The 24,790-nt window shown below is 71.2% G+C and carries 24 protein-coding genes and 1 tRNA gene; 14 read left to right on the forward strand and 11 right to left on the reverse strand.

From position 1 onward, the window contains the following. The first annotated feature begins 55 nt into the window (after positions 1-55). A complete protein-coding gene (locus MRBLWH3_RS15980; RefSeq protein WP_363433961.1) occupies positions 56-868 on the forward strand; it encodes a ZIP family metal transporter in 813 nt (270 codons plus the stop codon). Between the two features lie 79 nt (positions 869-947). Here MRBLWH3_RS15980 and MRBLWH3_RS15985 read toward each other — a convergent pair whose 3' ends face one another. Then, a complete protein-coding gene (locus tag MRBLWH3_RS15985; protein WP_363433964.1) occupies positions 948-2,192 on the reverse strand; it encodes a glutamyl-tRNA reductase in 1,245 nt (414 codons plus the stop codon). A gap of 17 nt (positions 2,193-2,209) precedes the next feature. Here MRBLWH3_RS15985 and hemE point away from each other — a divergent pair, with 17 nt between their 5' ends. From hemE to hemL, 6 genes are all read left to right on the forward strand, one after another. Beyond that, positions 2,210-3,268, forward strand: coding sequence for a uroporphyrinogen decarboxylase (gene hemE / locus MRBLWH3_RS15990; protein WP_363433967.1), 1,059 nt, complete (start codon positions 2,210-2,212; stop codon positions 3,266-3,268). Further along, a complete protein-coding gene (locus tag MRBLWH3_RS15995; protein WP_363433970.1) occupies positions 3,261-4,463 on the forward strand; it encodes a protoporphyrinogen/coproporphyrinogen oxidase in 1,203 nt (400 codons plus the stop codon). Before hemE ends, MRBLWH3_RS15995 begins: the two co-directional genes overlap by 8 nt. Positions 4,464-4,607: 144 nt before the next feature. Beyond that, on the forward strand, positions 4,608-5,291 hold the full coding sequence (hemQ, locus tag MRBLWH3_RS16000) for a hydrogen peroxide-dependent heme synthase (protein ID WP_363433972.1): 684 nt from the start codon (positions 4,608-4,610) through the stop codon (positions 5,289-5,291). Then, positions 5,288-6,205 carry a hydroxymethylbilane synthase gene (gene hemC / locus MRBLWH3_RS16005; RefSeq protein WP_363433975.1) on the forward strand — a complete coding sequence of 306 codons (918 nt, stop codon included), beginning with the start codon at positions 5,288-5,290 and terminating at the stop codon, positions 6,203-6,205. Before hemQ ends, hemC begins: the two co-directional genes overlap by 4 nt. A 53-nt stretch (positions 6,206-6,258) precedes the next feature. After that, positions 6,259-7,185 carry a porphobilinogen synthase gene (hemB, locus tag MRBLWH3_RS16010; protein WP_414685409.1) on the forward strand — a complete coding sequence of 309 codons (927 nt, stop codon included), beginning with the start codon at positions 6,259-6,261 and terminating at the stop codon, positions 7,183-7,185. Further along, positions 7,182-8,495 carry a glutamate-1-semialdehyde 2,1-aminomutase gene (gene hemL / locus MRBLWH3_RS16015; protein WP_363433981.1) on the forward strand — a complete coding sequence of 438 codons (1,314 nt, stop codon included), beginning with the start codon at positions 7,182-7,184 and terminating at the stop codon, positions 8,493-8,495. Before hemB ends, hemL begins: the two co-directional genes overlap by 4 nt. A 55-nt stretch (positions 8,496-8,550) precedes the next feature. Here hemL and MRBLWH3_RS16020 read toward each other — a convergent pair whose 3' ends face one another. The 5 genes from MRBLWH3_RS16020 to galU form a co-directional block, all read right to left on the reverse strand. Beyond that, positions 8,551-9,018, reverse strand: a complete 468-nt coding sequence (locus MRBLWH3_RS16020) for a RidA family protein (protein ID WP_363433984.1) — start codon at positions 9,016-9,018, stop codon at positions 8,551-8,553. A 243-nt stretch (positions 9,019-9,261) separates the two neighbouring features. Next, positions 9,262-9,337, reverse strand: a tRNA-Ala gene (locus tag MRBLWH3_RS16025). A 67-nt stretch (positions 9,338-9,404) separates the two neighbouring features. Next, a complete protein-coding gene (locus tag MRBLWH3_RS16030) occupies positions 9,405-10,490 on the reverse strand; it encodes a large exoprotein (RefSeq protein WP_363433987.1) in 1,086 nt (361 codons plus the stop codon). Positions 10,491-10,566: 76 nt separating this feature from the next. Beyond that, complete coding sequence (locus MRBLWH3_RS16035; RefSeq protein ID WP_363433989.1) at positions 10,567-11,196, reverse strand: GNAT family N-acetyltransferase; 630 nt, start codon at positions 11,194-11,196, stop codon at positions 10,567-10,569. 23 nt (positions 11,197-11,219) lie between these two features. Continuing rightward, positions 11,220-12,107: a UTP--glucose-1-phosphate uridylyltransferase GalU gene (gene galU, locus MRBLWH3_RS16040; protein ID WP_363433992.1), complete on the reverse strand. Its 888-nt coding sequence runs from the start codon at positions 12,105-12,107 to the stop codon at positions 11,220-11,222. An 80-nt stretch (positions 12,108-12,187) separates the two neighbouring features. On the opposite strand from galU, the gene MRBLWH3_RS16045 reads away from it, so the two are divergent. From MRBLWH3_RS16045 to mscL, 3 genes are read left to right on the forward strand one after another with little or no spacing between them, the layout of a single operon-like run. Further along, on the forward strand, positions 12,188-12,784 hold the full coding sequence (locus tag MRBLWH3_RS16045; RefSeq protein WP_363433995.1) for a 5-formyltetrahydrofolate cyclo-ligase: 597 nt from the start codon (positions 12,188-12,190) through the stop codon (positions 12,782-12,784). A 21-nt stretch (positions 12,785-12,805) separates the two neighbouring features. Beyond that, positions 12,806-13,108: an FmdB family zinc ribbon protein gene (locus tag MRBLWH3_RS16050; RefSeq protein WP_363433998.1), complete on the forward strand. Its 303-nt coding sequence runs from the start codon at positions 12,806-12,808 to the stop codon at positions 13,106-13,108. Positions 13,109-13,151: 43 nt separating this feature from the next. Further along, positions 13,152-13,589, forward strand: a complete 438-nt coding sequence (mscL, locus tag MRBLWH3_RS16055; RefSeq protein ID WP_363434001.1) for a large conductance mechanosensitive channel protein MscL — start codon at positions 13,152-13,154, stop codon at positions 13,587-13,589. Here mscL and MRBLWH3_RS16060 read toward each other — a convergent pair. Next, a complete protein-coding gene (locus MRBLWH3_RS16060) occupies positions 13,586-13,804 on the reverse strand; it encodes a hypothetical protein (protein WP_363434004.1) in 219 nt (72 codons plus the stop codon). The genes mscL and MRBLWH3_RS16060 overlap by 4 nt on opposite strands. Further along, a complete protein-coding gene (locus tag MRBLWH3_RS16065) occupies positions 13,791-17,534 on the reverse strand; it encodes an AAA family ATPase (protein ID WP_363435577.1) in 3,744 nt (1,247 codons plus the stop codon). The genes MRBLWH3_RS16060 and MRBLWH3_RS16065 overlap by 14 nt, the downstream gene beginning before the upstream one ends. A 210-nt stretch (positions 17,535-17,744) precedes the next feature. Here MRBLWH3_RS16065 and MRBLWH3_RS16070 point away from each other — a divergent pair, with 210 nt between their 5' ends. The 3 genes from MRBLWH3_RS16070 (at position 17,745) to MRBLWH3_RS16080 (ending at position 19,969) form a co-directional block, all read left to right on the forward strand. Beyond that, positions 17,745-18,344 (forward strand): methylated-DNA--[protein]-cysteine S-methyltransferase, encoded by a 600-nt coding sequence (locus MRBLWH3_RS16070; RefSeq protein WP_363434006.1) that lies wholly within the window; start codon positions 17,745-17,747, stop codon positions 18,342-18,344. Between the two features lie 226 nt (positions 18,345-18,570). Continuing rightward, entirely contained in the window at positions 18,571-19,452 is an 882-nt protein-coding gene (locus tag MRBLWH3_RS16075; protein ID WP_363434009.1) for a helix-turn-helix transcriptional regulator, read from the forward strand. A 166-nt stretch (positions 19,453-19,618) separates the two neighbouring features. Continuing rightward, positions 19,619-19,969, forward strand: a complete 351-nt coding sequence (locus MRBLWH3_RS16080; protein ID WP_363434012.1) for a histone-like nucleoid-structuring protein Lsr2 — start codon at positions 19,619-19,621, stop codon at positions 19,967-19,969. A gap of 46 nt (positions 19,970-20,015) precedes the next feature. On the opposite strand, the gene pntB is transcribed toward MRBLWH3_RS16080, so the two are convergent. After that, positions 20,016-21,434, reverse strand: a complete 1,419-nt coding sequence (gene pntB, locus MRBLWH3_RS16085) for a Re/Si-specific NAD(P)(+) transhydrogenase subunit beta (RefSeq protein WP_363434015.1) — start codon at positions 21,432-21,434, stop codon at positions 20,016-20,018. After that, positions 21,431-22,981: a Re/Si-specific NAD(P)(+) transhydrogenase subunit alpha gene (locus MRBLWH3_RS16090; protein WP_363434017.1), complete on the reverse strand. Its 1,551-nt coding sequence runs from the start codon at positions 22,979-22,981 to the stop codon at positions 21,431-21,433. The genes pntB and MRBLWH3_RS16090 overlap by 4 nt, the downstream gene beginning before the upstream one ends. A 342-nt stretch (positions 22,982-23,323) precedes the next feature. Between MRBLWH3_RS16090 and MRBLWH3_RS16095 the strand changes: the two genes are divergently transcribed. Continuing rightward, the gene (locus MRBLWH3_RS16095; protein ID WP_341997924.1) at positions 23,324-23,605 is read left to right on the forward strand and encodes a Fe-S cluster assembly protein HesB; all 282 of its coding nucleotides are present in this window, start codon (positions 23,324-23,326) and stop codon (positions 23,603-23,605) included. A gap of 68 nt (positions 23,606-23,673) precedes the next feature. On the opposite strand, the gene MRBLWH3_RS16100 is transcribed toward MRBLWH3_RS16095, so the two are convergent. Beyond that, a complete protein-coding gene (locus tag MRBLWH3_RS16100; protein ID WP_363434020.1) occupies positions 23,674-24,717 on the reverse strand; it encodes a glutathione synthetase in 1,044 nt (347 codons plus the stop codon). Positions 24,718-24,790: the final 73 nt, after the last annotated feature.

Below are 24,790 nucleotides of genomic sequence, written 5' to 3' on the forward strand. Positions count from 1 at the left end.
CGCGGCGAACGCGTTTCGCCGAGGCATCCCTCGTCCCCGCCACTAGGTTGGCGCCATGGAAGGACTCTGGCTCGCGGCGCTCAGCGGCCTCATCGGCGGCGGCACGCTGCTCGTCGGGGCCGCGGTCGCGTGGTTCGTCGAGATTCCGCAGCGCATCGTCGCCGGGATCATGGCGGTCGGTGCCGGTGTCCTCATCTCGACCCTGGCTTTCGAGCTGGTCGAGGAGGCAGCCGAGGACGGCGGGCTCATCCCCACAACCGTGGGCTTTCTCGGCGGCGCGATCATCTACATCGTCGCCGACCAGCTGATCTCGCGACGCAGCAGGCGGCCCGCCTCCGGCTCGTCCCGGATCGACGCGTCCTCGGTCACCGAGTACTCGGACGGCAACGAGGTGTCCGCCAGCATCGTGGCCCGCCGCGCCGGAGCGCAGGCGGTGAGCGGAGCGGGGCTCGTGATCGCCGTCGGCGCGTTGATCGACGGCATCCCGGAGTCCATCGTCATGGGCCTGTCGGTGCTGGAGGGCGGGATCAGCATCCCCATCGTGACGGCGATCGCCATCAGCAACTTCCCCGAGGGACTCGGCTCGACCTCCGCCCTCAAACGAGGCGGCTCGAGCGGGCGGTACGTGGCCCTGCTGTGGAGCGGGATCGCGCTGATCACGGTGGTGGCCTCGGTGCTGGGCTACGTCGCCTTCCAGTCGGCGTCGCCGAGCCTCATCGCCCTCATCACCACGATCGCCGCCGGCGGTCTGCTCGCGATGGTGTGCAACACGATGATCCCCGAGGCCTTCGACGAGCAGCATGCGCTCACCGGCCTGTGGGCGACGATCGGCTTCCTCGCGGCGTTCCTCCTGCACGAGCTCGCCTGAGCTCTCCCCCGCTCGTTGAGCGGAGGGTGCGAGTCGAAACGCCTCGGACCGGCGAGCAGCGTCTGGTGGACCCGGCGTCCTACGCGGTGGCCCAGAGGTCGTCGTCCGCGACGCCGGGAGCCTCGACCGACAGGCCGTGGAGAAGTTCGAGCGCGGCGCGCGCCTCGTCGATGCGGCCCTCGACGGCCAGCTCGCGGATGCGCACCGACGGCCGGTGCAGCAGCACACCGGCGAGGTGGCGCAGGGCGGCCTCGACGTCGTCTCCGGCGCCGCGCGAGCGTGCCCGGGCGATCTCTTCGTCGACGATCCTCAGCACGTCTCCGCGGAGAGCCGTGATCGCGGGACCGGCCTCGCGGTCAGCGTGGAACTCGGTGGCCGCATCGCCCACGATCGCGCGCGCGTCGGCGTGGGCGCTGAACTCGGCGAGCGGGGCGTGCAGCCGGATGGTCTCGAGGTCGAGCAGCTGGACCGCCTCGACCGCGCCGACGGCGGGGTCGACGTTGCGCGGGAGCCCGAGGTCGATCACGAGCACGCGGTGCCCGGGCGTGAACGCGTCGGCGTGGACGACGGCGGCAGCGGTGCACGTGATGACGACGTCGGCCGTGGCGACCTCGGCCGGGAAGTCCGAGACCGGGATCAGCCCGTGCTGGGCGGCGAACGCCTCGGCCCGGCCGGATGGGGAGAAGACGTGGATGTCGCCGGCACCGCGGGCGCGCAGCGCCTCGACGGTGCGGACGGCGTACTTTCCCGTGCCCACGAGGACGATCTTCGCGGCGGCCCACTCGGCGACGCGGCTCGACGCCAGCTCGAGAGCGAGGCGCACGAGCGAGCGGTGAGCTCCGCGCAGCTGGGTGCGGTTGCGCACGCCGCGGCTGGTGTGGGTCGCCTTCTGGAAGAGGCGCTCAAGCTCGCTCGAGGTCATGCCGTCGGCGCGGGCGGCGTCGAGAGCGCGACGCACCTGTCCCGAGATCTCGTCTTCGCCGACCGACATCGACTCGAGGCCGCTGGTGACGGCGAACAGGTGGGCCGCGGCATCCGCCCCTTGATGGACAGCGACCGACGCGCGCAGCAGATCGGCGGCGACGCCGGATGCCTCGGCCATCGCCTCGATCACGGACTCGGCCGCGACCGCCTCGCCGCCGGTGAGCGGCTCGTCGATGTCGAGATAGGCCTCGAACCGGTTGCAGGTGGCGAGCACGACGGCGCCGGAGACGAAGATCTCGTCGTCCACGAGGGCGCGCGTCGCCGTGGGCGCCCCCACAGAGAGGCGCTCCAGGATGTCGAGGCTCGCGTTCCGGTGGTTCGCGGTCAGACAGAGGAGCACGGACCTAATCTTAACGTGTGTCGTTGCATGACTCTCACCCTTCCGTCCTTCAGAGAAACGATCCCCCCGCGCTGATACGCGCGTATCGCGGCGAACGGCCTGCTCGCACGCCGGTCTGGTTCATGCGTCAGGCGGGTCGATCATTGCCGGAATACCGCGAGCTGCGGGTCGGCACCGACATGCTCGACGCCTGCCTGAACCCCGAGCTCGCCAGCGAGATCACCCTGCAGCCGGTGCGCCGGCACAGCGTCGACGCCGCCATCTTCTTCAGCGACATCGTGATCCCGGTGCGCCTGTCGGGCGTCGACGTGCGCATCGTCGCGGGACGCGGTCCGGTGCTCGAGAACCCGGTGCGGACGACGGCGGATGTCGCGTCCCTGCCGCCGCTCGACCCCGAAGCGCTCGCCCCCATCCGCGACGCCGTCGCGCTCACGGTCGCCGAACTCGGTGCGACGCCGCTCATCGGCTTCGCCGGCGCCCCGTACACGCTGGCGTCGTACCTCGTCGAGGGGGGCCCGTCGAAGGAGCAGCTCAAGACGCGGGCGCTGATGCACTCCGATCCCGAGACCTGGGTCGCTCTGCTGACGTGGTGCGCCGAGATCACGGGCGCGTTCCTCGCCGCCCAGATCGAGGCGGGGGCTTCGGCGGGGCAGCTGTTCGACTCGTGGGCGGGCTCGCTCAGCCTTGCCGACTACACGACCCACGTCGCGCCGTTCTCGGCCCTCGCCCTCGACGCCGTGCGCCAGCTCGACGTGCCTCTCGTGCACTTCGGCGTCGGCACGGGCGAGCTGCTCGCCGCAATGCGCGATGTGGGCGTCGACACGGTGGGCGTCGACTGGCGCCTCCCCCTCGACGAGGCCGTGCGCCGGCTCGGCCCCGACGTCTCGGTGCAGGGCAACATCGACCCGGCGCTGCTGCGCGCGCCCTGGCCGGTGCTCGAGGCGCACATCATCGACGTACTCGAGCGCGGCCGCGCCGCACGCGCGCACATCGTGAACCTCGGGCACGGCGTCCCGCCCGACACCGACCCGGCCGTGCTCACGCGCATCGTGGAGTTCGTCCACGCGCATGGCTGACTTCTCCGTCGTGGGCGGCGGGGTGGCCGGGCTCGTCGTCGCCCGGCGGCTGGCAGCGTCCGGCGCCTCCGTCGCGGTGTTCGAGGCGTCCGATCACCTCGGCGGCACGGTCGCGCGGCACGAGGTCGGCGGACTCGCTCTCGACGCCGGCGCCGAGAGCTTCGCCGTGCGCGGCGGCGCGGTCGAGGCGCTCCTCGCCGAACTCGGCCTCGCCGGCGACGTCGTCGCCCCCGCCCCCGTACCGGCGTGGCTGCAGCCTTCGACCGGCGACGCCGTGCCGCTGCCGGCGACCGCGCTGCTCGGCATCCCGGCGGACCCCCTCACCGCCGACGTCGTGCGCGTCGTCGGACTCTCCGCGGCCGAGCGCGCCGCGGAGCTCGACGCGCTGCCGGTCGTCGAGGTGCCGGCGACGCTCGGCGCCCTCGTGCGGGAGCGCCACGGCGCGCTGATGCTCGACCGCCTCGTCGCCCCTGTCGTGTACGGCGTGCACTCGCAGCACCCCGACGAACTCCCGGTCGCGCGTGCCCACCCCGGGCTCGCCGACGCCGTCGTGAGCGCGGGCTCGCTCAGCGGAGCGGTCGCGCGCCTGCGCGCGGCCGCTCCCCCGGGCGCCGCGGTCGCGGGGATCCGCGGCGGGATCAACCGCCTCGTGCCGGCCGTCGCCGACGACCTCGAGCGCCTTGGCGGCGACATCCGCCTCGGCGCGCCGGTCGACGACCTCGGCGCGCTCGAGGGCACCGTGATCGTCGCAGCCCCGGGTGTGGTGTCGCCCGCCGCTCCTGGCCGTCGCGTCGACCTCGTGACCCTGGTCGTGGAGCAGGAGGAGTTGGATGCTGCGCCACGCGGCACCGGACTGCTCGTGGCCGCCGGGGCACCGGTGAACGCCCGCGCACTCACGCACGCGACCGCGAAGTGGGAGTGGCTCCGAGACGCCGCCGGCGGTCGCCACGTGGTCCGGCTCTCCTACGACGAGACCCCGGCCGACCCGGTCGCCGCCGCCGTCGCCGACGCCGAGGCGCTGCTCGCCGTGCGACTGCCGGTCGTTGTCGACGCGGCCCATGTGTTCTGGGTGCGGCCGGCCGCAGCATCCGTCCCCTCCGAGGTGGTCGTGGTGGGCGAGACGGTTGCGGGGTCCGGCCTGGCCGGCATCGTCGCCCACGCCGAGCGCACCGCCGCCGAGCTCCTCGCCCGTTGAACCGCGGGCTGGGACCGCGCTCAGGCGTTTCGTGTCGCTCGTTCAACGAGCGAAACCCCGACCGCCTGCCCGGAAACCTCGCACGGAGGGGATGGAGGGGCCCCTCCGGGCAGGAGGCGTCCCGCAGGGTGGAAAGATGGGAGTATGACCGACGTCGCGGCGAACTCCCCCACTGAAACCCTCGGCTACACCCTGTGGGCCGTCTTCCGCCGCGACTCCTCCGCGCCTGCCCCCGCCGGCGATCTGAGCGCCGCGGTCGCCGAGGTCGAGGCATCCGGGGTGGTCGTCCGCGGGTTCTACGACGTGTCGGGCCTGCGCGCCGACGCCGACCTCATGATCTGGCTCACCGGGGTCGGCATCGCCCCCGAGGTGCTGCAGTCGGCGCTGCGGATCCTCCGCCGCGCCGAGCCGCTGGCCTCGCTCGAGCCGGTCTGGAACGCGATGGGCGTGCACCGCGACGCCGAGTTCACCGCCAGCCACCTCCCCGCGTTCATGCGCGACAAGGATCCGGAGGCGTGGCTCACCGTCTACCCGTTCGTGCGCTCGTACGACTGGTACATCCTCCCCGACGACGAGCGCCGCCAGATGCTCGCCGACCACGGCCGCAAGGGGGCCGCCCACCGCTCGGTGCTGAGCAACACGGTCGCATCGTTCGCGCTCGGAGACTACGAGTGGATCCTGGCCCTCGAGGCTCCCGAGCTCGTCGAGCTCGTCGACCTGATGCGCGACCTCCGCCAGACCGAGGCCCGCCGCCACGTGCGCGAGGAGGTGCCGTTCTACACCGGCCGCCGCATCGGCCTCGACGAGATCGCCGAGGTGCTGGCGTGACCACCCTCCGCATCGGGACGCGCGGGAGCACCCTCGCGCTGACGCAGACCGGCATGGTCGCCGACGATCTCGCCGATGCGTACGGCGTCACGACCGAGCTCGTCACGATCACGACCGACGGCGACCGCTCGAACGAGCCGCTCTCACGCGCTGGCGGCACCGGACTCTTCACCGGAGCGCTTCGCGACGCCCTCCTCGCCGGTGAATGCGATGTCATCGTCCACTCGCTCAAGGATCTCCCCACGGCCCCGCACGACCAGCTCGTCGTCGCCGCGATCCCGGCCCGCGAAGATCCGCGCGACGCCCTCGTCGCGCGCGACGGACTGAAGCTCGACGAGCTCCCCCCCGGTGCTCGCGTCGGCACCGGCTCGCCCCGCCGGATGGCGCAGCTGGGCGCCCGCCGCCCCGATCTCGAGGTCGTCGACATCCGCGGCAACGTCGACACGCGCCTCGGCAAGGTGACGAGCGGGGAGTTGGATGCCGTCATCCTCGCCGCCGCCGGACTCACCCGCATCGGTCGCACCGACGTCGTGACCGAGTTCCTCGACCCCGACCGGTGGCCGACCGCCCCCGGGCAGGGCGCGCTCGCGGTCGAGGTGCGCCGCGGCGAGGAAGGGCTGGTCGATCGGCTCGACCACGCCGAGACCCGCGCCGCCGTCGAAGCGGAGCGCGAGGTGCTCGCCCTCCTCGAGGCCGGCTGCTCCGCCCCCGTCGGCGCGCGCGCCGTCGTCGACGCCGGGCTCCTCCTGGTCTCGGCGAGCGTCTACAGCCTCGACGGCACGACGATCCTCACGTCGTCGCATGCCACCGTGTGGCCCGAAGACGAGGGCGATCCGTCGCGTGAGGTCGCAGCATCCGTCGCCCGTGAACTGCTCGATGCCGGCGCCGCCGGCCTGACGGGAGAACGCCCGTGACGTACGGATACACCCCGGCCGACCGCCCCCGCCGCCTGCGCCAGACCTCCGCGATGCGGCGCCTCGTCGCCGAGACCCGCCTGCACCCCGCCGAGCTGATCCTGCCGGTGTTCGTGCGCGAGGGCTCGAGCGAGCCGGTGCCGATCTCGTCCATGCCGGGTGTCGTGCAGCATTCGACCGAGAGCCTGAAGAAGGCCGTGACGGATGCTGCGGCCGCCGGCATCGGCGGCATCATGCTGTTCGGCGTGCCCGAGTACAAGGACGCCGTGGGCTCCGGCGCGACCGATCCCGACGGCATCCTCAACGTCGCGACCCGGATCGCGGTCGCGGAGGCGGCCGACGCGCTCGTGGTTCAGACCGACCTGTGCCTCGACGAATTCACCGACCACGGCCACTGCGGCGTGCTCGACGCCCACGGACACGTCGACAACGACGCGACCCTCGAGCGGTACCGCGACATGGGCCTGGCGCAGGCCGAGGCGGGCTCGCAGCTGCTCGGCCTGTCGGGCATGATGGACGGCCAGGTCGCCGCCGTGCGCGACGCGCTCGACGACTCGGGGTTCGGCAACACGCCGATCCTCGCCTACGCGGCCAAGTACGCCTCGGCGTTCTACGGCCCGTTCCGCGAGGCCGTGCAGTCGTCGCTCGAAGGCGACCGCCGCACGTACCAGCAGGACCCCGCCAATCGCCGCGAGGGCGCGCGCGAGCTCGATCTCGACATCGCCGAGGGCGCCGACATCGTGATGGTCAAGCCCGCGATGAGCTACCTCGACGTGCTGGCGGATGCCGCGGCGACGAGCCCCGTCCCGGTCTGGGCGTATCAGGTGTCGGGCGAGTATTCGATGATCGAGGCCGCGGCCGCGCACGGCTGGATCGACCGGCGCCGCGCGATCGAGGAGTCGGTGATCGGCATCCGCCGCGCCGGCGCCGACGCCGTGCTGACCTACTGGGCGCTGGAGCTTGCGGAGTGGATCCGATGACGACCAATGCACAGGAGTTCGCCCGCGCGCGCGGCGCTATGCCGGGCGGGGTGAACTCGCCGGTGCGCGCCTTCGGCTCGGTGCACGAGACGCCGCGGTTCTTCGTGTCGGCGTCCGGCCCCTACGTCACCGACGTCGAGGGCCGCGAGTACGTCGACCTGGTCGGCTCGTGGGGTCCCGCGATCCTCGGTCACGCCCACCCCGCCGTCGTGAAGGCGGTTCAGGATGCCGCGGCCCACGGCCTCGGCTTCGGCGCGTCGACGCCGGGCGAGACGGAGCTGGCCGAGCTGATCGCCGCGCGTGTCTCGCGCGATGGGGCGCGCCCGGTCCAGCGCGTGCGCCTGGTGTCCACCGGCACCGAGGCCACGATGACCGCGATCCGCCTCGCGCGCGGCGCGACCGGACGCGACCTCATCGTGAAGTTCGCCGGCCACTACCACGGGCACTCCGACGGCCTGCTGGCCGAGGCGGGCTCGGGCGTGGCCACGCTCGCGATGCCGGGTTCGGCGGGGGTTCCCGCGGCGATCGCCGCGCAGACGCTCGTGATCGCCTACAACGACCTCGACGCGCTCCGCGAGGTGTTCGCGGCACACGGCGACGACATCGCCGCGGTCATCGTCGAGGCGGCGCCCGCCAACATGGGCATCGTTCCGCCCGCGGAGGGCTTCAACGCCGCACTCGCCGAGATCGCTCATGAGCACGGCGCTCTGCTGATCCTCGACGAGGTGCTGACCGGCTTCCGCGTCGGTCCCGCCGGCTGGTACGGCGTCGACCCGGTGCCCTTCTCACCCGACCTGATCACGTTCGGCAAGGTCGTGGGCGGCGGGCTCCCCCTCGCCGCGATCGGCGGCTCAGCGGCCCTCATGGAGCTGCTCGCACCGCTCGGCCCGGTCTACCAGGCCGGCACGCTGAGCGGGAACCCGCTCGCTGTCGCGGCCGGGCGCGCGACTCTCGACCACCTCGACGACGCCGCCTATGCGCGCATCGACGCCGCCGCGGCGACGATCGCGGACGCCGCGGCATCCTCTCTCTCCGAGGCCGGCGTCACACATGTCGTGCAGCGCTCGGGGAACCTGTTCTCGATCCAGTTCGCCGACGAGGCCCCCGTCGACTACGACACGGTGAAGGCGCAGGAGGCGTTCCGCTACCCGCCGTTCTTCCGCGCGATGCTCGCCCAGGGGGTTTCGCTGCCGCCGTCGGTGTTCGAGGCCTGGTTCGTCTCTGCCGCGCACGACGACACCGCTGTGGCGCGCATCGTCGAGGCGCTCCCCGCGGCCGCGCGTGCAGCAGCGGAGGCCGTGCCGGACTGACGGCGGTCCGCCCGTCGCCCGGACGTGCGGATGCCGGGCCACCTGCCGAGTTCATTCAGGCACCGGGTGCGGCAGCCACGACGTGAAATTCGAAGCGGAGTCGTGGATCAGTGGCCATGCGAGTCACTTCCACCGTGGTGCTGGTGGAGATGTGGCCCTCGAACCACTCGCTCTGGTAGCTGTTGACGACATTCTGATCGGCCTCGACGTCGGTGAAGAAGCGAATCATGTTCACCACGTCCGAGCGTGTGCACCCCGATGCGGCAAGTGCGAGGTCAAGATGCGCGAACGCGTTTCGCACCTGTCCCGCTGCATCCATCGGCATCGCGTCGAACACTGCGGGAACGTGGGGATGGTCGTGATAGACCGGAGCTCCCGTCACTCCGCTGATGAAGACGAGCCGCGCATTCGAGACGGCACGAATCGCGGGTACGAATGGGCTGACGATCGAGTCGTCGAAACCGTCGTGGTGGATCACATCGGCGTTGCCCACACGGCGCGGTTCGGGGACGGTCGCTGGCATCTGGACACTCCTATCGGGGACGCATTCTCCCGCTCACCCATCCAGCTTGTCGAACTCGCCGCTCATGACCGCGGCCGGCTTCACCTACGAACGGCGGGATCCCATTCAAACAATCGATTGCAGTCCTGTCAATCGATTCCCGGACGGTCCGTGACACCTGCACACGCGATATCGCACGACGAAACGCCACCACGACGAGCACCTATGGCGCGACCCAGGTGTATCCCGTGACGACGGAGAAAATGGTGGACCTGAGGGGAATCGAACCCCTGACCTCCTCGATGCGAACGAGGCGCGCTACCAACTGCGCTACAGGCCCTTGAACCTCGAAAACACTATCACGGTTCCGACACCCGCTCCGAATCCGCGGAGGCCCTCCGAGGGGCCTATTCGCCGGCCGCGCGGCGGGTCAGCAGCTGCCGCACGTGCGCCTCGATCTCGGCGTCGTCCACGTACCCCATGCGGGCGTATTCCGACTCCGCGGAAGCCGCACGCACGGTCCGCGCGACGTCGATCGAGGCGGGCTGCTGCGCCGCGGCGCGGGCCGCCATGGCCTCTTCGAGGGCGGCCTGCCGCAGCGCCGCACGAGCGGCTTCGCCATCCAGCACAGCGGCGGCGCGGGAGCCCGCCGAGGCCGTGAGCGGGCGGGGAAGGTCGCGCGGCGCCCACTCGCGCTGCTCGCGCTCGAGGGCGACATCCTGCACCTCCGCGATGCGGCGAGGTGCAGCATCCGTCGCCCGCGACACGGCACGCGCGGCGACGCGGGACAGCTGGCGAAGGACGAGAACGGATGCTGCCACCAGGCCGACACCCGCCCACATCCACGTCTGCGCACCGGCCGTGATGGTCTCGAACACGCCCCACGCCACGAGGCCGAGTCCGACGACGCCCACGGACGTCGCGGCGAGCCGGAACCGGCGCCGGGCGCGCGCACGACGCGTCGCCGGAAGGGATCGGACCGCAGCGAGATCGGAGCGGGCAGCCGCCGCAGCCTCGGCCCGCTCGGCTCGGGCGCGCTCCAGATCCACACGCGCGGCCGCCTCGGCGGCGACGCGGTCGGTGCGAGCACGCTCCACGCCGATGCGTGCGGCGGCCTCCGCCGCCTCACGCTCACGCTTGGCGATCTCGAGGTCTACGCGCGCACCCTCGAGCGCCGCATGCTCACGCTCGGCCAGCGCGCGCTTCGCGAGCTTCTGCTGCGCGGCGGCGGTGCGGGCATTGAGTTCGAGCCGCACCTCTTCTGGCGTCTCACTCGTCTCTGCGAGCACGCGAAGGGCCTGATTCAAGCGAACGGCGTTGCGTTCGGCCGCATCGAACTGGCGACGACTGTGCCACGAGGGCAGGAGGTACACCAGCCACAAGGCCACGGCGACGAGAACGATGACTCCCCCACCCCACACCTGCCCGCCCATGTTCACCACGGTAGGCGACCGGACGGCGGTGTCCCCCGCATCCGTCCGCGTGTCACGCAAGACGGATTTCTGCCGTGGTCAGGCACGGCGATGCGCGAGCGCCCGCCGGTGGTGAGGAGAACCGGCAACCGGACGACTATGCGTGAAGCCGGTCCGCGGGCGGAACCGTTGCCGCATCCTGGGGCACGCGACCCGACACCCAGCGCTGGAGCACGCCCTCGGGGACGTCCTCGCGGACGAGGGCGAACGCATAGTGGTCGCGCCAATCCCCGTCGATGTGGATGAAGCGGCGACGCAGCCCTTCGTAGCGGAAGCCGAGCTTCTCGACCACCCGCAGGCTCGCACGGTTCTCGGGGCGGATGCAGATCTCCATGCGGTGCAGTCGCAGCTCCGAGAAGCAGATGTCGGTGGCGAGCGCCACCGCCGTCGGCGTGATGCCGCGGCCCGCGAACCGCTCGCTCACCCAGTACCCGATCGTGGCGGACGCCAGCGAGCCGCGGGCGACCCCCCACACGTTGAGCTGGCCGGCGACCTCACCGTCGGACTCCATGACGAAGGGCACTCCGACGCCGTCGCGGTACTGCTGGAGCAGCCGGCGAATGCCGACGCGCATGTCGAACGACACGGGACCGTCCGGACTCGTCGCCTCCCACGGGCGCAGCCAGCCGCGGTTGGAGAGCAGCTCGTTCTGCAGCACGCGAGCGTCGCGCTGGCGAACGAGCCGGATCGCCACCGAGCCGTGTCTGCGGGGAGCCGACAGATCCACGAGACCCCCTCGAACGGGCGGCGTCAGAGGTTCGCCGCGAAATCCTTGAACCAGGGACGCAGTGCGGGACCGAGATCTTCGCGATCGGCCGCCAGCTGCACGATGGCCTTGATGTAGTCCACCCTATCGCCGGTGTCATAGCGACGGCCACGGAAAACGACGCCGTAGACGCCGGGGCCCGCCGGGTCGGCAGCGAGCTCTTGCAGGGCGTCGGTGAGCTGGATCTCGCCGCCCTTGCCCGGCTCCGTGCGCTCGAGGATCTCGAACACGTTCGGCGACAGCACGTAGCGGCCGATCACGGCGAGGTTCGACGGGGCGTCCTCGGGCTGGGGCTTCTCGACGAGGCCGTTGACCTTCACGATGCCGTTGCCGTCGGTGGACTCCACCGACGCGACGCCGTAGAGGTGGATGTGCTCGGGATCGACCTCCATGAGGGCGATGATCGCCGCGCCGGTGCGCTCGTGCTCCGCGATCATGGTGGTGAGCAGCTCGTCGCGCTCGTCGATGAGGTCGTCACCGAGCATGACGGCGAACGACGAGTCGCCGACGTGGGCCTTGGCGCGAAGCACCGCGTGGCCGAGGCCCTTGGGCTCGCCCTGGCGCACGAAGTGGATGTCGGCGAGGTCGCTCGACTCCAGCACACGGTGCAGCCGGTCGGTGTCGCCCTTGTCCTTCAGCTTCTCCTCCAGTTCGGGGACCGAGTCGAAGTGATTCGAGATCGCGTTCTTGTTGCGCCCGATGATGACGAGGATGTCGTCGATGCCGGCCTGGGCGGCCTCTTCGACCACGTACTGGATCGCCGGCTTGTCGACGACGGGGAGCATCTCCTTCGGCATCGCCTTCGTTGCGGGGAGGAAGCGGGTACCGAGGCCCGCAGCGGGGATGACTGCCTTGATGGAGGTATGCGCCATGCTGAGAGTCTAGGTGCGGCGATCAGGCCTTCTCGGCCGAACGGACGGTGTGCGATACTCCGCGCCGTACAATCGACACCATGTCCGACGCCATCGCCGATGCGAAGCGCGCCCTGCGCGCCGAACTCCGCGAGCGGCGGCAGTGCCTCTCGCCGCAGGCGCGCGAAGCCGCCGAGGCGGGCATCCATGCTCAGCTCGACGCCCTCGTCGCCGAGAACGGCGCGCGCTCGATCTCGTGCTTCCTGTCGACCACGGCCGAGCCGGGGACCCGTTCTTTCGTGGCGGATGCCGTGGCCCGCGGCATCCGTGTCCTCCTTCCCGTCACGCGCACCGACGGCCTGCTCGACTGGGCTGTCGCAGGCCCCGACGGCGAGATCGCCGAAGGCATGTTCGGGCTGCCCGAACCCGTCGGCGAGCTGCTCGGACCGATCGCTGTCAACGACGTCGACCTTCTCATCATCCCCGCCGCCTCCGTCGACCGCACCGGGATGCGTCTGGGCTGGGGACGCGGGTTCTACGACAAGACCCTCGGGTCGATGGAGCGGTGTCCTCCCGTCTACGCGGTCGTGTTCGACTCGGAATTCGTGGACGAGCTGCCGAGCGACGAACTCGACGAGCGCGTCACCGGCGTCGTCACGCCCACGCGCACCATCACCCTCGCGCCCACGAGGCGCTGAAAGCCGGAGACCGAGAGAACCATGCCTACGTACGCCTACGCCTGCAAGCAGTGCGGGCACCGCTTCGACGCGGTGCAGTCCTTCGCCGACCCGACCCTGACCGAGTGCCCCGAGTGCGGCGGAGCCCTGCGCAAGGAGTACGGGTCGATCGGCGTGACCTTCAACGGCTCGGGCTTCTACCGCACCGATTCCCGCGCGGGCTCGAAGGCGGGCGGCGACTCGGGATCGAGCGGCGGATCGGATGCCTCGGCTGGCGCGTCCTCGTCGACTTCGACATCATCGAAGACCGAGGCGAAAGCCTCGCCCGCGTCGTCCGGGGCCTGATCCTCCGGCGCCCCAGACGCGGGACGACACCCAGGGGGTACACGTGATCAAGGGCTTCAAGGAATTCATTCTCCGCGGCAACGTCATCGACCTGGCGGTCGCCGTGGTCATCGGCGCCGCGTTCACCGCGGTCGTCAACGCGATCGTCTCGAGCATCATCAACCCGCTGATCGAGCTCGTCTGGAAGCCGGACGCCAACGGCGCGATCGGCATTCCCGTCCAGGGACTGTGGGGAACGGTCACCTTCCCGATCAGCGACCTCATCAATGCGGTGATCGCCTTCCTCGCGGTCGCGATCGTCGTCTACTTCGTCTTCGTGCACCCCATGAACGTGCTCAAGGAGCGCGCCGCCGCGAAGGCCGGCATCACCCCGGCCGACGAGGAGCCGAAGCTGCCCACCGAGCAGGAGATCCTGGTGCAGATCCGCGACATCCTGGAGCAGCAGGCCGCCGTCGCCGCGCCCCGGCCTGCGCAGTCCTAATAGTGCGGCGGGACGTCGCGCCGCAGGCGCTCGTCGTTCGGACCGGCTGACTCGGATGCCGCGTCCCCCTGACCTTCGCGACCCGCGGGGGGCGCGGCATCCGTGGTCTTCTCATCGGCCGGGATCGGCTCGGCCGTGGTTCCCGGCGCGGGCGTCAGCTTCGCGCGACGGGAGCCCTTGACGCGCTCGATACGCTGCCGGTCACTCGACGACATCGATGGGCTGGGTCTCGTTGTCGACCCGAGGAGCGTCGGGCGGCACGCCCAGCATCGCGGCGATGCGCTGCGCGACGTCCGCCGGGTCGCGGTAGAGGTCGAACGAGTGCACGCGCACGTAGTGCCAGCCGAGGCGCCGCAGGATCTGCGGGCGCAGCCGCAGCGACTCGCGCAGCGACTCGCCGATCGTCTCGGGGTCGCTCTCGACCACCACCGCCTTGCCGTCGTACTGCGCGACGAGGGGCAGGAGGCCGCGATAGTGCACGTCCACGGAGAGCCCCGCGCGGCGGAGCTCCCGGGCCAGGGCGCGCGTGAGCGGGTCGGCGAGGTCCTCGAGGCGCGCCTCGCGCGAGCGGGCGGCGATACCGCCCAGGATCGACATGAGCGTCGCGGCACCGTACTCGAGGCGCCCGTCGTCGAACGCCGACGGTCGGATCGACGACACGATGACCATCGACCGCCGCGCGCGGGTCATGCCGACGGTGAGCAGCCGCTCGCCGTCGGGCGACGACAGGTCGCCGAAATCGCTCAGCACGCGGCCGTGCTTGGTGAGGCCGAAGCCGAGCGAGAAGATCACGCGGTCGCGGCTCTCGGCGACCGACTCCTCCAGGGTGAGCACCGCGAACGGCTCGGCCGTGTCGCGTGAGACGAAGTCGGCGACGTCGGAGCGCCCGGCGAACGCGGCCTCCGCTGCCGCGCGGATGCGTTCGGCGTGCCGCACACTCGCGGTGACCACCATGAGCGACTCGCTGCCGCGGTTGACGGCGTGCTCGACCACGAGCGTCACGACGCGGGCGACCTCGGAGTCGGGGCTTTCGACAGCCCCGGTGATGGGATCGGGCGCGCCGTTGCCGCCCTCGACGTAGTCGACCGCGAGGCTGCCGCGCCCCAGGTACGACCCGGCCCACGGGAGTGACACGAGCTCGCCGCCGTAGAACGCGTCGTTGACGAGCGCGGCGAGGTCCTCGCCACCGGCCCGGTAGCTGCGGGTGAGGGTCTCGACGGGCAGCAGTTCGGCGAGACGCTCGAACACGCTCGTCCCGTCGAACGGAACCTCGTCGTCGTCGCTGTCGGCGGGTGCGCCGTTCCCGGTGGGCGGGGGCGGCGCGGCGGCCGACATCGCGGACCCCGCCGATACCCGGAACGGGGTCGGCTTCTGCGTCACCGGGTCGCCGAAGGCCACGACCTGCCCCGCGCGGCGGAGCGCCGGCGATGCTTCGGCGAGGCACAGGGCCGCGGCATCCGCCATCACCACGACGTCGAACGTGACCGCCTCGGGAATGCGGGGCACCTCGTAGGGCGAGGCGAGCCACACCGGCGCCACCGTCCGCGAGAGCGTCGGCGCCACCGCCGCCAGTTCGGCCGGGGTGATCGCGCCGCGCTTCAGAGCCTGCTTGAGCCCGTCGGCCTCGGAGCGGTGGTCGACGATGCCGATCCGCCACTGCGTCGCCAGATGGGCGGCGAGGAGAGGACCGGATGCTGCGGCATGGGCTTCGTCGACGAGCCGGAAGTCTCGCTCCAGCCGGTCGACGACGGCCGTGTTCGCACCGAGCACGGCGCGGTCCGTGCGAAGCAGCAGCTCCAGGGCGGACTGCCACCAGGCGAACTCGAGCTCGGCGGCCACCTGGTCTTCGGGCACGTGGCGCACCGACAGCTCGAGCAGAAGGGGCTCGAGGCCCATGGCGGCCAGCTCGGAGCGCAGCGTCGCGCGCTCCTTGAGGTTGTCGAACACGTCGGAATCGGCGGCGAGGCCGGCGAGCGTGCGCACGAGGTGCTTCACCGGGAGCGTCGCGAGACGGTCGGCGCCGGTGCGGCCGAGCACCGCGTCCACCTCGGCGAGCTCGGCCTCGACGCGCTGCCAGGCGACCTGGACGTCGCCGAGGCCCAGGGGCACCTCGGGCGTGACGCCCGCGTCGACGTAGCGCTGCCACTCGGTGCGCTGCTGCTGGATGCGCACCAGCGCCTCGTACATGTCGGGAACGTGGACGCCGGGGCGCAGGTACTCGCGCGACAGGCGCCGCAGGCGCCGCCGGTTGGCGCCGTTCATCTCCGGCGCGTCGCGACGCGGCGCGTGCGCCTGGATGAGCTCGGCGAGGGGGCGCTCGAAGACCGTGAGGCTGAACTTGTCGAGCGAGTCGCGGATGCCGCGGAGCAGGCGCAGATACACGCCGAGCTCTGCGACGGTCTGGAACGGACGCATGCGCGTCTGCGCGATGAGCTCGTAGCCGCGCTCCAGCAGCGTCGGCACGTCGCTGCGGTGGAGCTTGCCGGCGAGCGCATGGGCGCCGCGAGCCTCTTCCACCGTCGCGAACGTGACGCCGTACCAGGGCGAGTCGTCGGGGCCGAAGCGGAACTCGCCGAGGCGCGCGGCGGCGGAGAGCTTGGCGGCCGCGTCGTCTCGGGTCGTCGCGAGACTCGCGAGCGCTTCGGCGTCGAAGCGCGCCTCGGTCGTGGGGGCGACGCCCCGCTCGGCGAGTTCGGCGAGCTCGCGAAGGATGTCGAGCACCGACACCCCGAAATCGGGATGCTTCGCCGTAACGGCGGCGCGGTAGTCCCGGAGCACGCCCCGCAGCCGCACCAGCGCGTCGTCGATGTCGGAGACCTTGGGGGCGTCGGCCTTCTCATTGCGTCCGATCGCACGGATGAGGTCGCGCTGCAGGCGGTCGGGCGAGACGGCGAGGCCAGGGAGCCCGATCCCCGCGAGGCGGTGCCGCACGCCGTCGAGCGTCGAGCGTCGAGCGCTCACCACCAGCACGCGCTTGCCGTCGCGCACGAGCGCGCCGATCGCGTTGATGACGGTCTGCGTGCCGCCGGTGCCGGGCAGGGTGTGGATGACGAGGGATTGGCCGTCGGCGATGCGTGCGAGCACCCGCTCCTGCTCGGAGTCGGCGTCGAGCAGCAGCATGTCAGCGGCCGGCGCGCGGTCGTCGGGACTCGTCGGCACCGGTCCATCGCGGCGGATCGTGAGCGACTCGCGGTCGGCGACGTGCCCGGCGAGCGCGTTGAGCACGGGGTGATCGAGATCCGACGCGTCCAGCGCCATGTCGCCGCCGACGTCGGCGAAGGTCGACACGAGCAGACGCGGCTTCACGGCATAGCTGTCGATCGACGCGGTCAGGGCACGGAGGTGATCGATCACCGGCTGCGGCTTGAAGACGCCGCCCTCGTACGCGAGGGCGGCGAGGCCGCCGGCGTCGATCATGATGCCGAAGTTCGTGCGCATGGCACGGATCAGCTCGGGATTGACCACGAACGTGCCGTGCAGCTTGAGCTCGAAGTCGCCGTGGTGGCGCCGGATCGCGAGAGGCCGCAGCAGCACGGGCGCGCTCCACGTGATCCCCGCGACGCGCCAGCTCGCGAGACCGACGGCGAGGCGCACCGTGTCGAGGCCGCGGGTCGTGCGCAGCTCCTGGTCCTTCGCGGTGATGCTCTGGGCGGCGAGGCGCGCATTGCGCAGCGCCACCTCGTCGCGGAACAGGTTCGACAACAGCGTCGAGCGCCCGGTGATGAACTGAGGCAGGCTTCCGGGGTGCGCCTTCGTGATCTCGATCGCGGCATCCTGGCCGTCGACGAAGTGCAGGAGAGTCGACCTGCCGCCCAGGGCGGCGGACTGCAGCCGGAGCCGGTCGCGTTCGGTCTCGGCGACGTGCACGACCGTGACGTCGGGTTCGGCGAGACCCAGATCGCCCGGGGTCACGTCGTACCCGCGCTCGGCGTCTGATGTGCCCAACACGGCGCTGCGTTCTGCTCGCCACACACGTGCCACCCTAAAGGCGACGTGTGCACGGCTCTTGCAATGGACCTGAGTTTCGCGGTATTGGACGGTGCCGGCGACCGCGCTCGGAGTGCCCTTCCTCCCCCGCCACCATCAGGACGGCAGACTTCACAGATCGCGGAGACGACCGACCACGGCGTCCGCGGGCCGCGCCAGGATGGTCGCATGACCTCCGAGGATCCGCCCCGCTACCGCGTCCACCCGTCGCCCATCGGCGACATCCTCATCGTCACGACAGCCGACGGCATCGTGACCCTCCACCCCTTCGACGGCCCCCTGCACGCCAAGATCGAGCGCGTCGCACTGCAGCTGCGCGCCCTTCCGGTCCCTGACGACGATACGGATGCCGCCACCGCGGCCTCCGCCACCACCGAGGCCTTCGAGAGCGCGGTGGCGCAGCTCGACGAGTACTTCGACGGCGACCGGGAGGAGTTCGACCTGCCGCTGGACTGGCGACTCGTCCGCGGGTTCACGCGCGCCGCGCTGGAGGCCGTGTGCGACATCCCCTACGGCGAGACCGCCAGCTACGGCGAGGTCGCGATCGCGGCCGGCATCCCCCGAGCTGCGCGCGCTGTCGGCACCGCGTGCGCGACGACGCCGTTCTCCGTGGTGGTCCCGGTTCACCGGGTCGTCCGCGCCGACGGCTCCCTCGGCGAATACGGCGGGCGGCCCGAGGTGAAGCGGTTCCTGGTCGACCTCGAACAGGGCCCTGCCGTCGCGCCGGCGCCATCGGCCGCCCGGCGCGACGCCGCGACGGCGGACTGAGGCGGGACCCCAGGCTGCGGGCGTGTAGGCCGCCCGCACGCCGCGAGGCCCGCGCGGCTCGCCCGCGGGCCTCGCGTTCCCGCCCGTGAGCACGCGCAGGCCGCCGAGGACGATACCCCGAGTGGTAGGGTCGACGCTACGAAAGAGGCGGCGAGGACGCCGTCACGCCGGAAGCAGGTCAGCCGTGGGCGCGTCCCTCCCACATCGCGCACCGGCCCCCGATCGCATGGGCGCGGGGGTCCGTATCGTCGTGGACGGCGCGGGCGGCGATCTCGGCGACGCGCAGGCGCTCGACCACGCGGTGGCCGACCTCGTGCGCCGTACCCGCTTCCCGGTCGCCTTCGGCGGACTCGCACTCGGCGACGCGATCCACGTCACGTCCATCCACGGTGCCCGCACCCGCAATCTCGAGGGTCTCGTCGTGGAGGCCTCTCGCGGCCTCGGCGGGCGCGCGCTCGTCGAGAAGCGCCCGCGGCTCGCGCTCGACTACGGCTCCTCGCGCAGCATCACGCACGACTACGACCGCGCCGTGCTCGGCGAGGGCATCGCGACCCTCTTCGCCGTCCCCGTGATGGTGGGCGGCCGCGCTCGCGGCGTCATCTACTGCGGGTCATGGGCCGAAGCGCCGGTGGGCGACGTCGTCGCCCGCCCCGCCTTCGCCGTCGCGGAGGAGCTCTCCAGCGAACTGCGCATCCGCGACGAGGTGCAGCGGCGGCTGACCCTCTCCCCCACGCGCAGCGCCCCGGCCGCGATGCCCGCGACCACGCGGGAAGAGCTGCGCGAGACGTACGCCGAGTTGCGCAGCATCGCGGCGATCATCGACGACCCTGCGCTTCGCGCGCGGCTCGACCGACTCGAGCGACGGCTGGCGGCGCTCTCCCACGACGCGTCCGAGCCGCCGGTCCAGCTCGACGTGCGGCTGTCCCCCCGCGAGATCGATGTGCTCGCATGCGCGGCGCTGGGTTCGACCAACGCCGAGATCGCGGCGTCCCTCGACCTCAAAGAGGGCACGGTCAAGTCGTATCTGCAGGCGGCGATGGCGAAGTTGGACGCCTCGACCCGCCACGCCGCGGTCGTCACCGCGCGTCGCGCCGGCATCCTCCCCTGACCTGCGGCCACGGTCGGCCCGGCCGAACCCGCCTCTTCGCAGGGAAATCCCGACGGTCGCGGCCGAATTCCCGTACGATGCCCGAATTCGCCGCCGACCCCGCGATCGTCCACGGAAAGGGAATTCATCAATAGGCGGTGGCGACAATTCGGCGTATTGTTCCCTCATGGCCCGTAGAATCGTTCACCAGCTCGTCGATGACATCGACGGAACCCTTTTGGAAGCCGGCGACGGCGAGACCGTTCTGTTCTCGCTCGATGGCGTCGCCTACGAGATCGACCTCACCGACGAGAACGCCGCCGCCCTGCGCGGTGCTCTCGAGCGCTACACCAATGCGGCGCGCACCGTCTCCTCCACCCGGGCGACGTCGAACGCCCCGGGCGGGCGCAAGCGTCGCCGCAGCGGACAGCAGGACTACAGCGGCGTCCGCGAATGGGCGAAGCAGAACGGCTATCACGTGTCCGAACGGGGCCGGGTTCCGGCATCCGTCCTGGAAGCCTACGAAGCGGCGCACTGACGCGCGCCGCTTCGGCGGCCTTTCACCGACGATTCGTCGAGGGATTTCACGAGCGTGAGAGCTGGAAGAGAATCTCGTCGACTTTCTCTTTCGCGTCGCCGAAGAGCATCTGCGCGTTGTCGCGATAGAAGAGCGGATTGGGCACGCCGGCGTATCCGGACGCCATCGAGCGCTTGAAGACGATGACGTTGTCGGCTTCCCAGACGCGCAGGACCGGCATGCCGGCGATCGGGCTTGCGGGGTCCTCGGCAGCGGCGGGGTTGACGGTGTCGTTCGCTCCGATGACGAGGACGACGTCGACGCCCGAGAGGTCGTCGTTGATCTCGTCCATCTCGAGCACGATGTCGTACGGCACCTTCGCCTCGGCGAGGAGCACGTTCATGTGGCCCGGCAGGCGGCCGGCGACGGGATGGATGCCGAACCGCACGTCGACGCCCCGCTCGCGCAGCTTCTGCACGAGGTCGGCGACGCCGTGCTGGGCCTGGGCGACGGCCATCCCGTAGCCGGGTGTGATGACGACGCTCGATGCGCCGGCGAGCAGATCCGCGGCGGCCTCGGCGTCGATCTCGCGGTGCTCGCCGTGCTCCTCGTCGCCGTCCTTGCGGGGCGCTTCGATGCCGAAGCCGCCGGCGATCACCGACAGGAACGACCGGTTCATCGCCTTGCACATGATGTAGCTGAGGTACGCACCCGACGAGCCGACGAGCGCGCCGGTGACGATGAGCAGGTCGTTGTTCAGCAGGAAGCCGGCGGCGGCCGCAGCCCACCCGGAGTAACTGTTGAGCATCGAGACGACGACGGGCATGTCGCCGCCGCCGATCGAGGCGACCAGATGCCAGCCGAGCGCGAGCGCGAGGAGGGTCACCAGTACCAGCAGCCACAGTTCCGGCGTGATGACGTACCAGACCGTGAGAGCGAGGAACGCCACGAGCGCGCCGATGTTGAGGGCGTTCTTGCCGGGCAGCATGAGCGGCTTGGACGAGATCCGCGCCGACAGTTTGAGGAAGGCGACGATCGACCCGGTGAACGTCACGCCGCCGATGAAGACGCCGATGAAGACCTCGGCGTGGTGGATGTCGGCGAGCGCTCCGCTCAGCCCGGTGTCGTAGAGGGCGCCGTTCCAGCCGACGAGCACAGCGGCGAGGCCGACGAAGGAGTGCAGCAGCGCGATGAGCTCGGGCATCCCGGTCATCTGGACGATCCGCGCGCGCCACAGCCCGATCGCGGCGCCGATGAGCACGGCGACGACGAGCAGCGTCAGCCCGAGCACACCCGACGGCTGATCCCACGCGCCGGCGGCGACCAGCACGACCGTCGCGATCAGCGCGATCGTCATCCCGACGATGCCGAACACCACCCCGCGGCGGGAAGTCTCGTGTTTGCTCAGCCCGGCGAGGCTGAGGATGAACAGGAGCGCCGCGACGATGTAGGCGGCGCCCGCGACCTGACCGGCGACCGCGATCATCGCGTCTCACCCTTCTGGAACATCGCGAGCATGCGCCGCGTGACGGCGAAACCGCCGAAGATGTTGATGGACGCGAGCAGCACCGCGACGGCGGCCAGGATCTGCACGGTGAGGTCGGGGACCGTGATCTGCACCATCGCGCCGACCACGATGATGCCCGAGATCGCGTTGGTCACGCTCATCAGCGGCGTGTGCAGCGCGTGCGCCACGTGGCCGATGACGTAGAACCCGACGACGATCGCGAGGGTCAGCACCAGGAAGTGCTGCGGCAGCGGCGGCGGCGCGAACGCGCAGATGGCGAAGAGTGCTGCGATGCCGGCGACGATGAGGCCGGTCCGGGCTGCGGTCGACATCGGCTTCTTCGGGGGCATCGGGGGCGCAGCATCCGTCGTCTTCGTCGCCGGAGGTGCCGCGGAGACCTGCACGGGCGGCGGGGGCCAGGTGACCGCGCCGTTCTGCACGATCGTGACCGTGCGCTGCACGACGTCGTCGAAGTCGAGCGTGAGCTCGCCGTCCTTGCCGGGCGTGAGCAGTTTCAGGAGGTTGACGAGATTGGTCGCGAACAGCTGCGACGCCTGCTGAGGAAGCCGGCCGGGAAGATCCGTGTACCCCAGGATCACCACGCCGTTGTCGGTGACGACCTTCTCTCCCGCGACCGAGCCCTCGACGTTGCCGCCCTGCCCCGCGGCCATGTCGACGATGACGCTGCCCGGGCGCATCGAGGCCACGTCTGCCGCCGTGATCAGGCGCGGCGCCGCACGCCCCGGGATGAGCGCGGTCGTGATGATGATGTCGACATCGGCCGCCTGCTCCGAGTAGATCTCGGCCGCACGCCTGTCGTACGCCTCGCTCGTCGCCTTGGCGTACCCGTCCGACGAGACCTGCTTCGCCTCCTCGGGCACGACGACCTCGAGGTATTCGCCGCCGATCGACGCGACCTGGTCGGCGACCTCGGACCGCGGGTCGGTCGCCCGCACGATCGCGCCGAGGCTCGATGCGGCGCCGATCGCTGCCAGGCCGGCGACACCCGCGCCCGCGACCAGGACCTTGGCCGGCGGCACCTTCCCGGCCGCCGTGACCTGGCCGGTGAAGAAGCGCCCGAACTCGTGCGCCGCCTCGACCACTGCACGATAGCCGGCGATGTTGGCCATCGAGCTCAGCACGTCCATCGACTGCGCGCGCGAGATGCGCGGCACCGCGTCCAGCGCGAGCGCGGTGATCCCCCGTGTCGCGAGCGACTCGACCAGCTCCGGGCGCAGCGCCGGGCTGAGCGTCGCGATGATCGTCGCACCGTCGGCGAGCCGGTCGATCTCGGCCGGCGTCGGCGCGTCGACCTTGAGCACGACGGGCGCCGCCCACGCCGTCGCACCGTCGACGAGGGTCGCGCCGGCCTTCGCGAAGGCGGCATCCGGGAACGACGAGCCGGCACCTGCGCCGGCTTCGACGACGACGTCGTAGCCGAGGGCGATGAGTTTCGGGACGGTGGTCGGGGTCGCGGCCACCCGGGTCTCTCCGGGCGCTTCGGCGACGATGCCAATGCGGGTCATGCGTTCCTCTGGGTCGGGTGTCGCAGCGTGGCGCTGCGGCGCTTCCGCGAGACCTGGTCGGTGCTCGCGACGACGCCTCCAACCATGTCAGACCACCACGCAGATATACCGCGCATTGCGCCCCGACACGATGTCAAGAATCACAGAATTTGCCCCCAGCACACCACAACCCGGGTTCCTCGGAGCAGGCTCCCTTCTCGGTCGCCACCCGAGCGTCGTCTCGAGTGGCGACCGAACGTGGGAACTCCCTCCGAATGCGTGCTGTGCGGCGCGCAGGGGTTGCATCTGCCGGTCGATCTCGGAATCGTGGCCGGTCCGGAACCGCAAACGGAAAGGAAAAGCATGCTCACGCTGACCCAGACCGCCGCCGAGGCCGTCAAAGAGATCGTCGCTCGAGTGCCGCTCGCCGAAGACGGAGGTGTGCGCATCCGAGACACGGGTGGCTCGTCCGGATTCGAGTTGAGCGTCGCGCCCGATCCCGGGCCGCACGACACCGTCGTGATCGAAAGCGGCGCCCGCGTCTTCCTCGACGAGACCGCTGCGATCGCGCTCGAGGACCGCGTCCTGGATGCCGAGCTCGAGAGCGACGGCTCCGTCCGCTTCGCTCTCGGAACCCAGGGCTGACAGCAGCACTTCAGGCCCCGGCATCCGTTATCGGATGCCGGGGCCTTCGCCTGGCGCCTTCCTCACCGTCATGCGGTCGCGAGCTGGACGTTCGAGAACTCGCTGCCGTAGTGCTCGCGCATCGCCGTCTTGCGCTCGAGGTCGTCGATGACGGCCGAGGCGAAGTCCACGTCGTACAGCGCAGCGCAGGAGCCGAGGCCACCCGGCGAGAACACGTTGACCTCCATCAGCTTGTCGCCGGCGATGTCCAGACCGACGAGGAACATGCCGTCGGACAGGAGCTTGGGCCGCACGGCGTCCACGAGGTGCAGCATCTCATCGGTGACCTTCACCGCCTCGGCCTTCCCGCCTGCGGACATGTTGGACCGCACTTCCGCTGGGTCCGGGCGCCGGCGGAACGCGGCGTAGGCCCCCTCGACCTCCAATGGGCGGCCGTTCATGACGAACATCCGCACGTCGCCGTCTTTGGCGGCGGGAAGGTACTCCTGAGCCACCACGTATCCGTCGCGGGCGATCGCCTCGACGATCTGGGCGATGTTCCGCTCGCGCTTCACGTCGACGAGGAAGACGCCCGAACCGCCCGAGCCCTGCAGGGGCTTGAGCACGGCACGCCCCCCGAGCCCGTCGATGAACTCGCGGACCCGGTCCTCGTCGCGCGTGATCAGCGTGCGCGGGCGCACCACCTCGGGGAAGGCCTGGAAGTACGCCTTCGACATCGCGTCCGCCAGTGAGCGGGGATCGTTGACGACGAGGACCCCGGTCTCGGCCACCATCCGGCCGAATGCCAGCCCGGCCGTGCTCGCCCATGCACTCTCGGGGGCCTCGGCCGCGGGGTCGGCGCGGAGCATGAGCACGTCGAACTCGCCGAGCCCCGTGCGCTGGCGCGTCGCGGACTGCACGTCTTCGAGGAAGCGGTCGAGCGACCGGTAGCGCTTGCCAGGGGTCGGGGTCGCCGCGATTGCCGAGAGCGATCCGTCGGGTTCGTAGCCGAAATCCCGAAGGCCCATGACGCACACGTCGTGCCCGTGAGCGGCCGCGCTCATCGCGAGGCGCGTCGTCGAGTAGATGGGCTGCTCCGTGGCGATGTCGTTGACGACGAAACCGATTCTCATCTGGGCTCCTCGAGGGTGTGCGGGGCCTGGGCCGGTGCTGTCTGTGCGTGATTCGCGGGCTGGGGCCGGATCG

Origin of the sequence: Microbacterium sp. LWH3-1.2, assembly GCF_040675855.1 — a bacterium.
GTDB lineage: Bacteria > Actinomycetota > Actinomycetes > Actinomycetales > Microbacteriaceae > Microbacterium.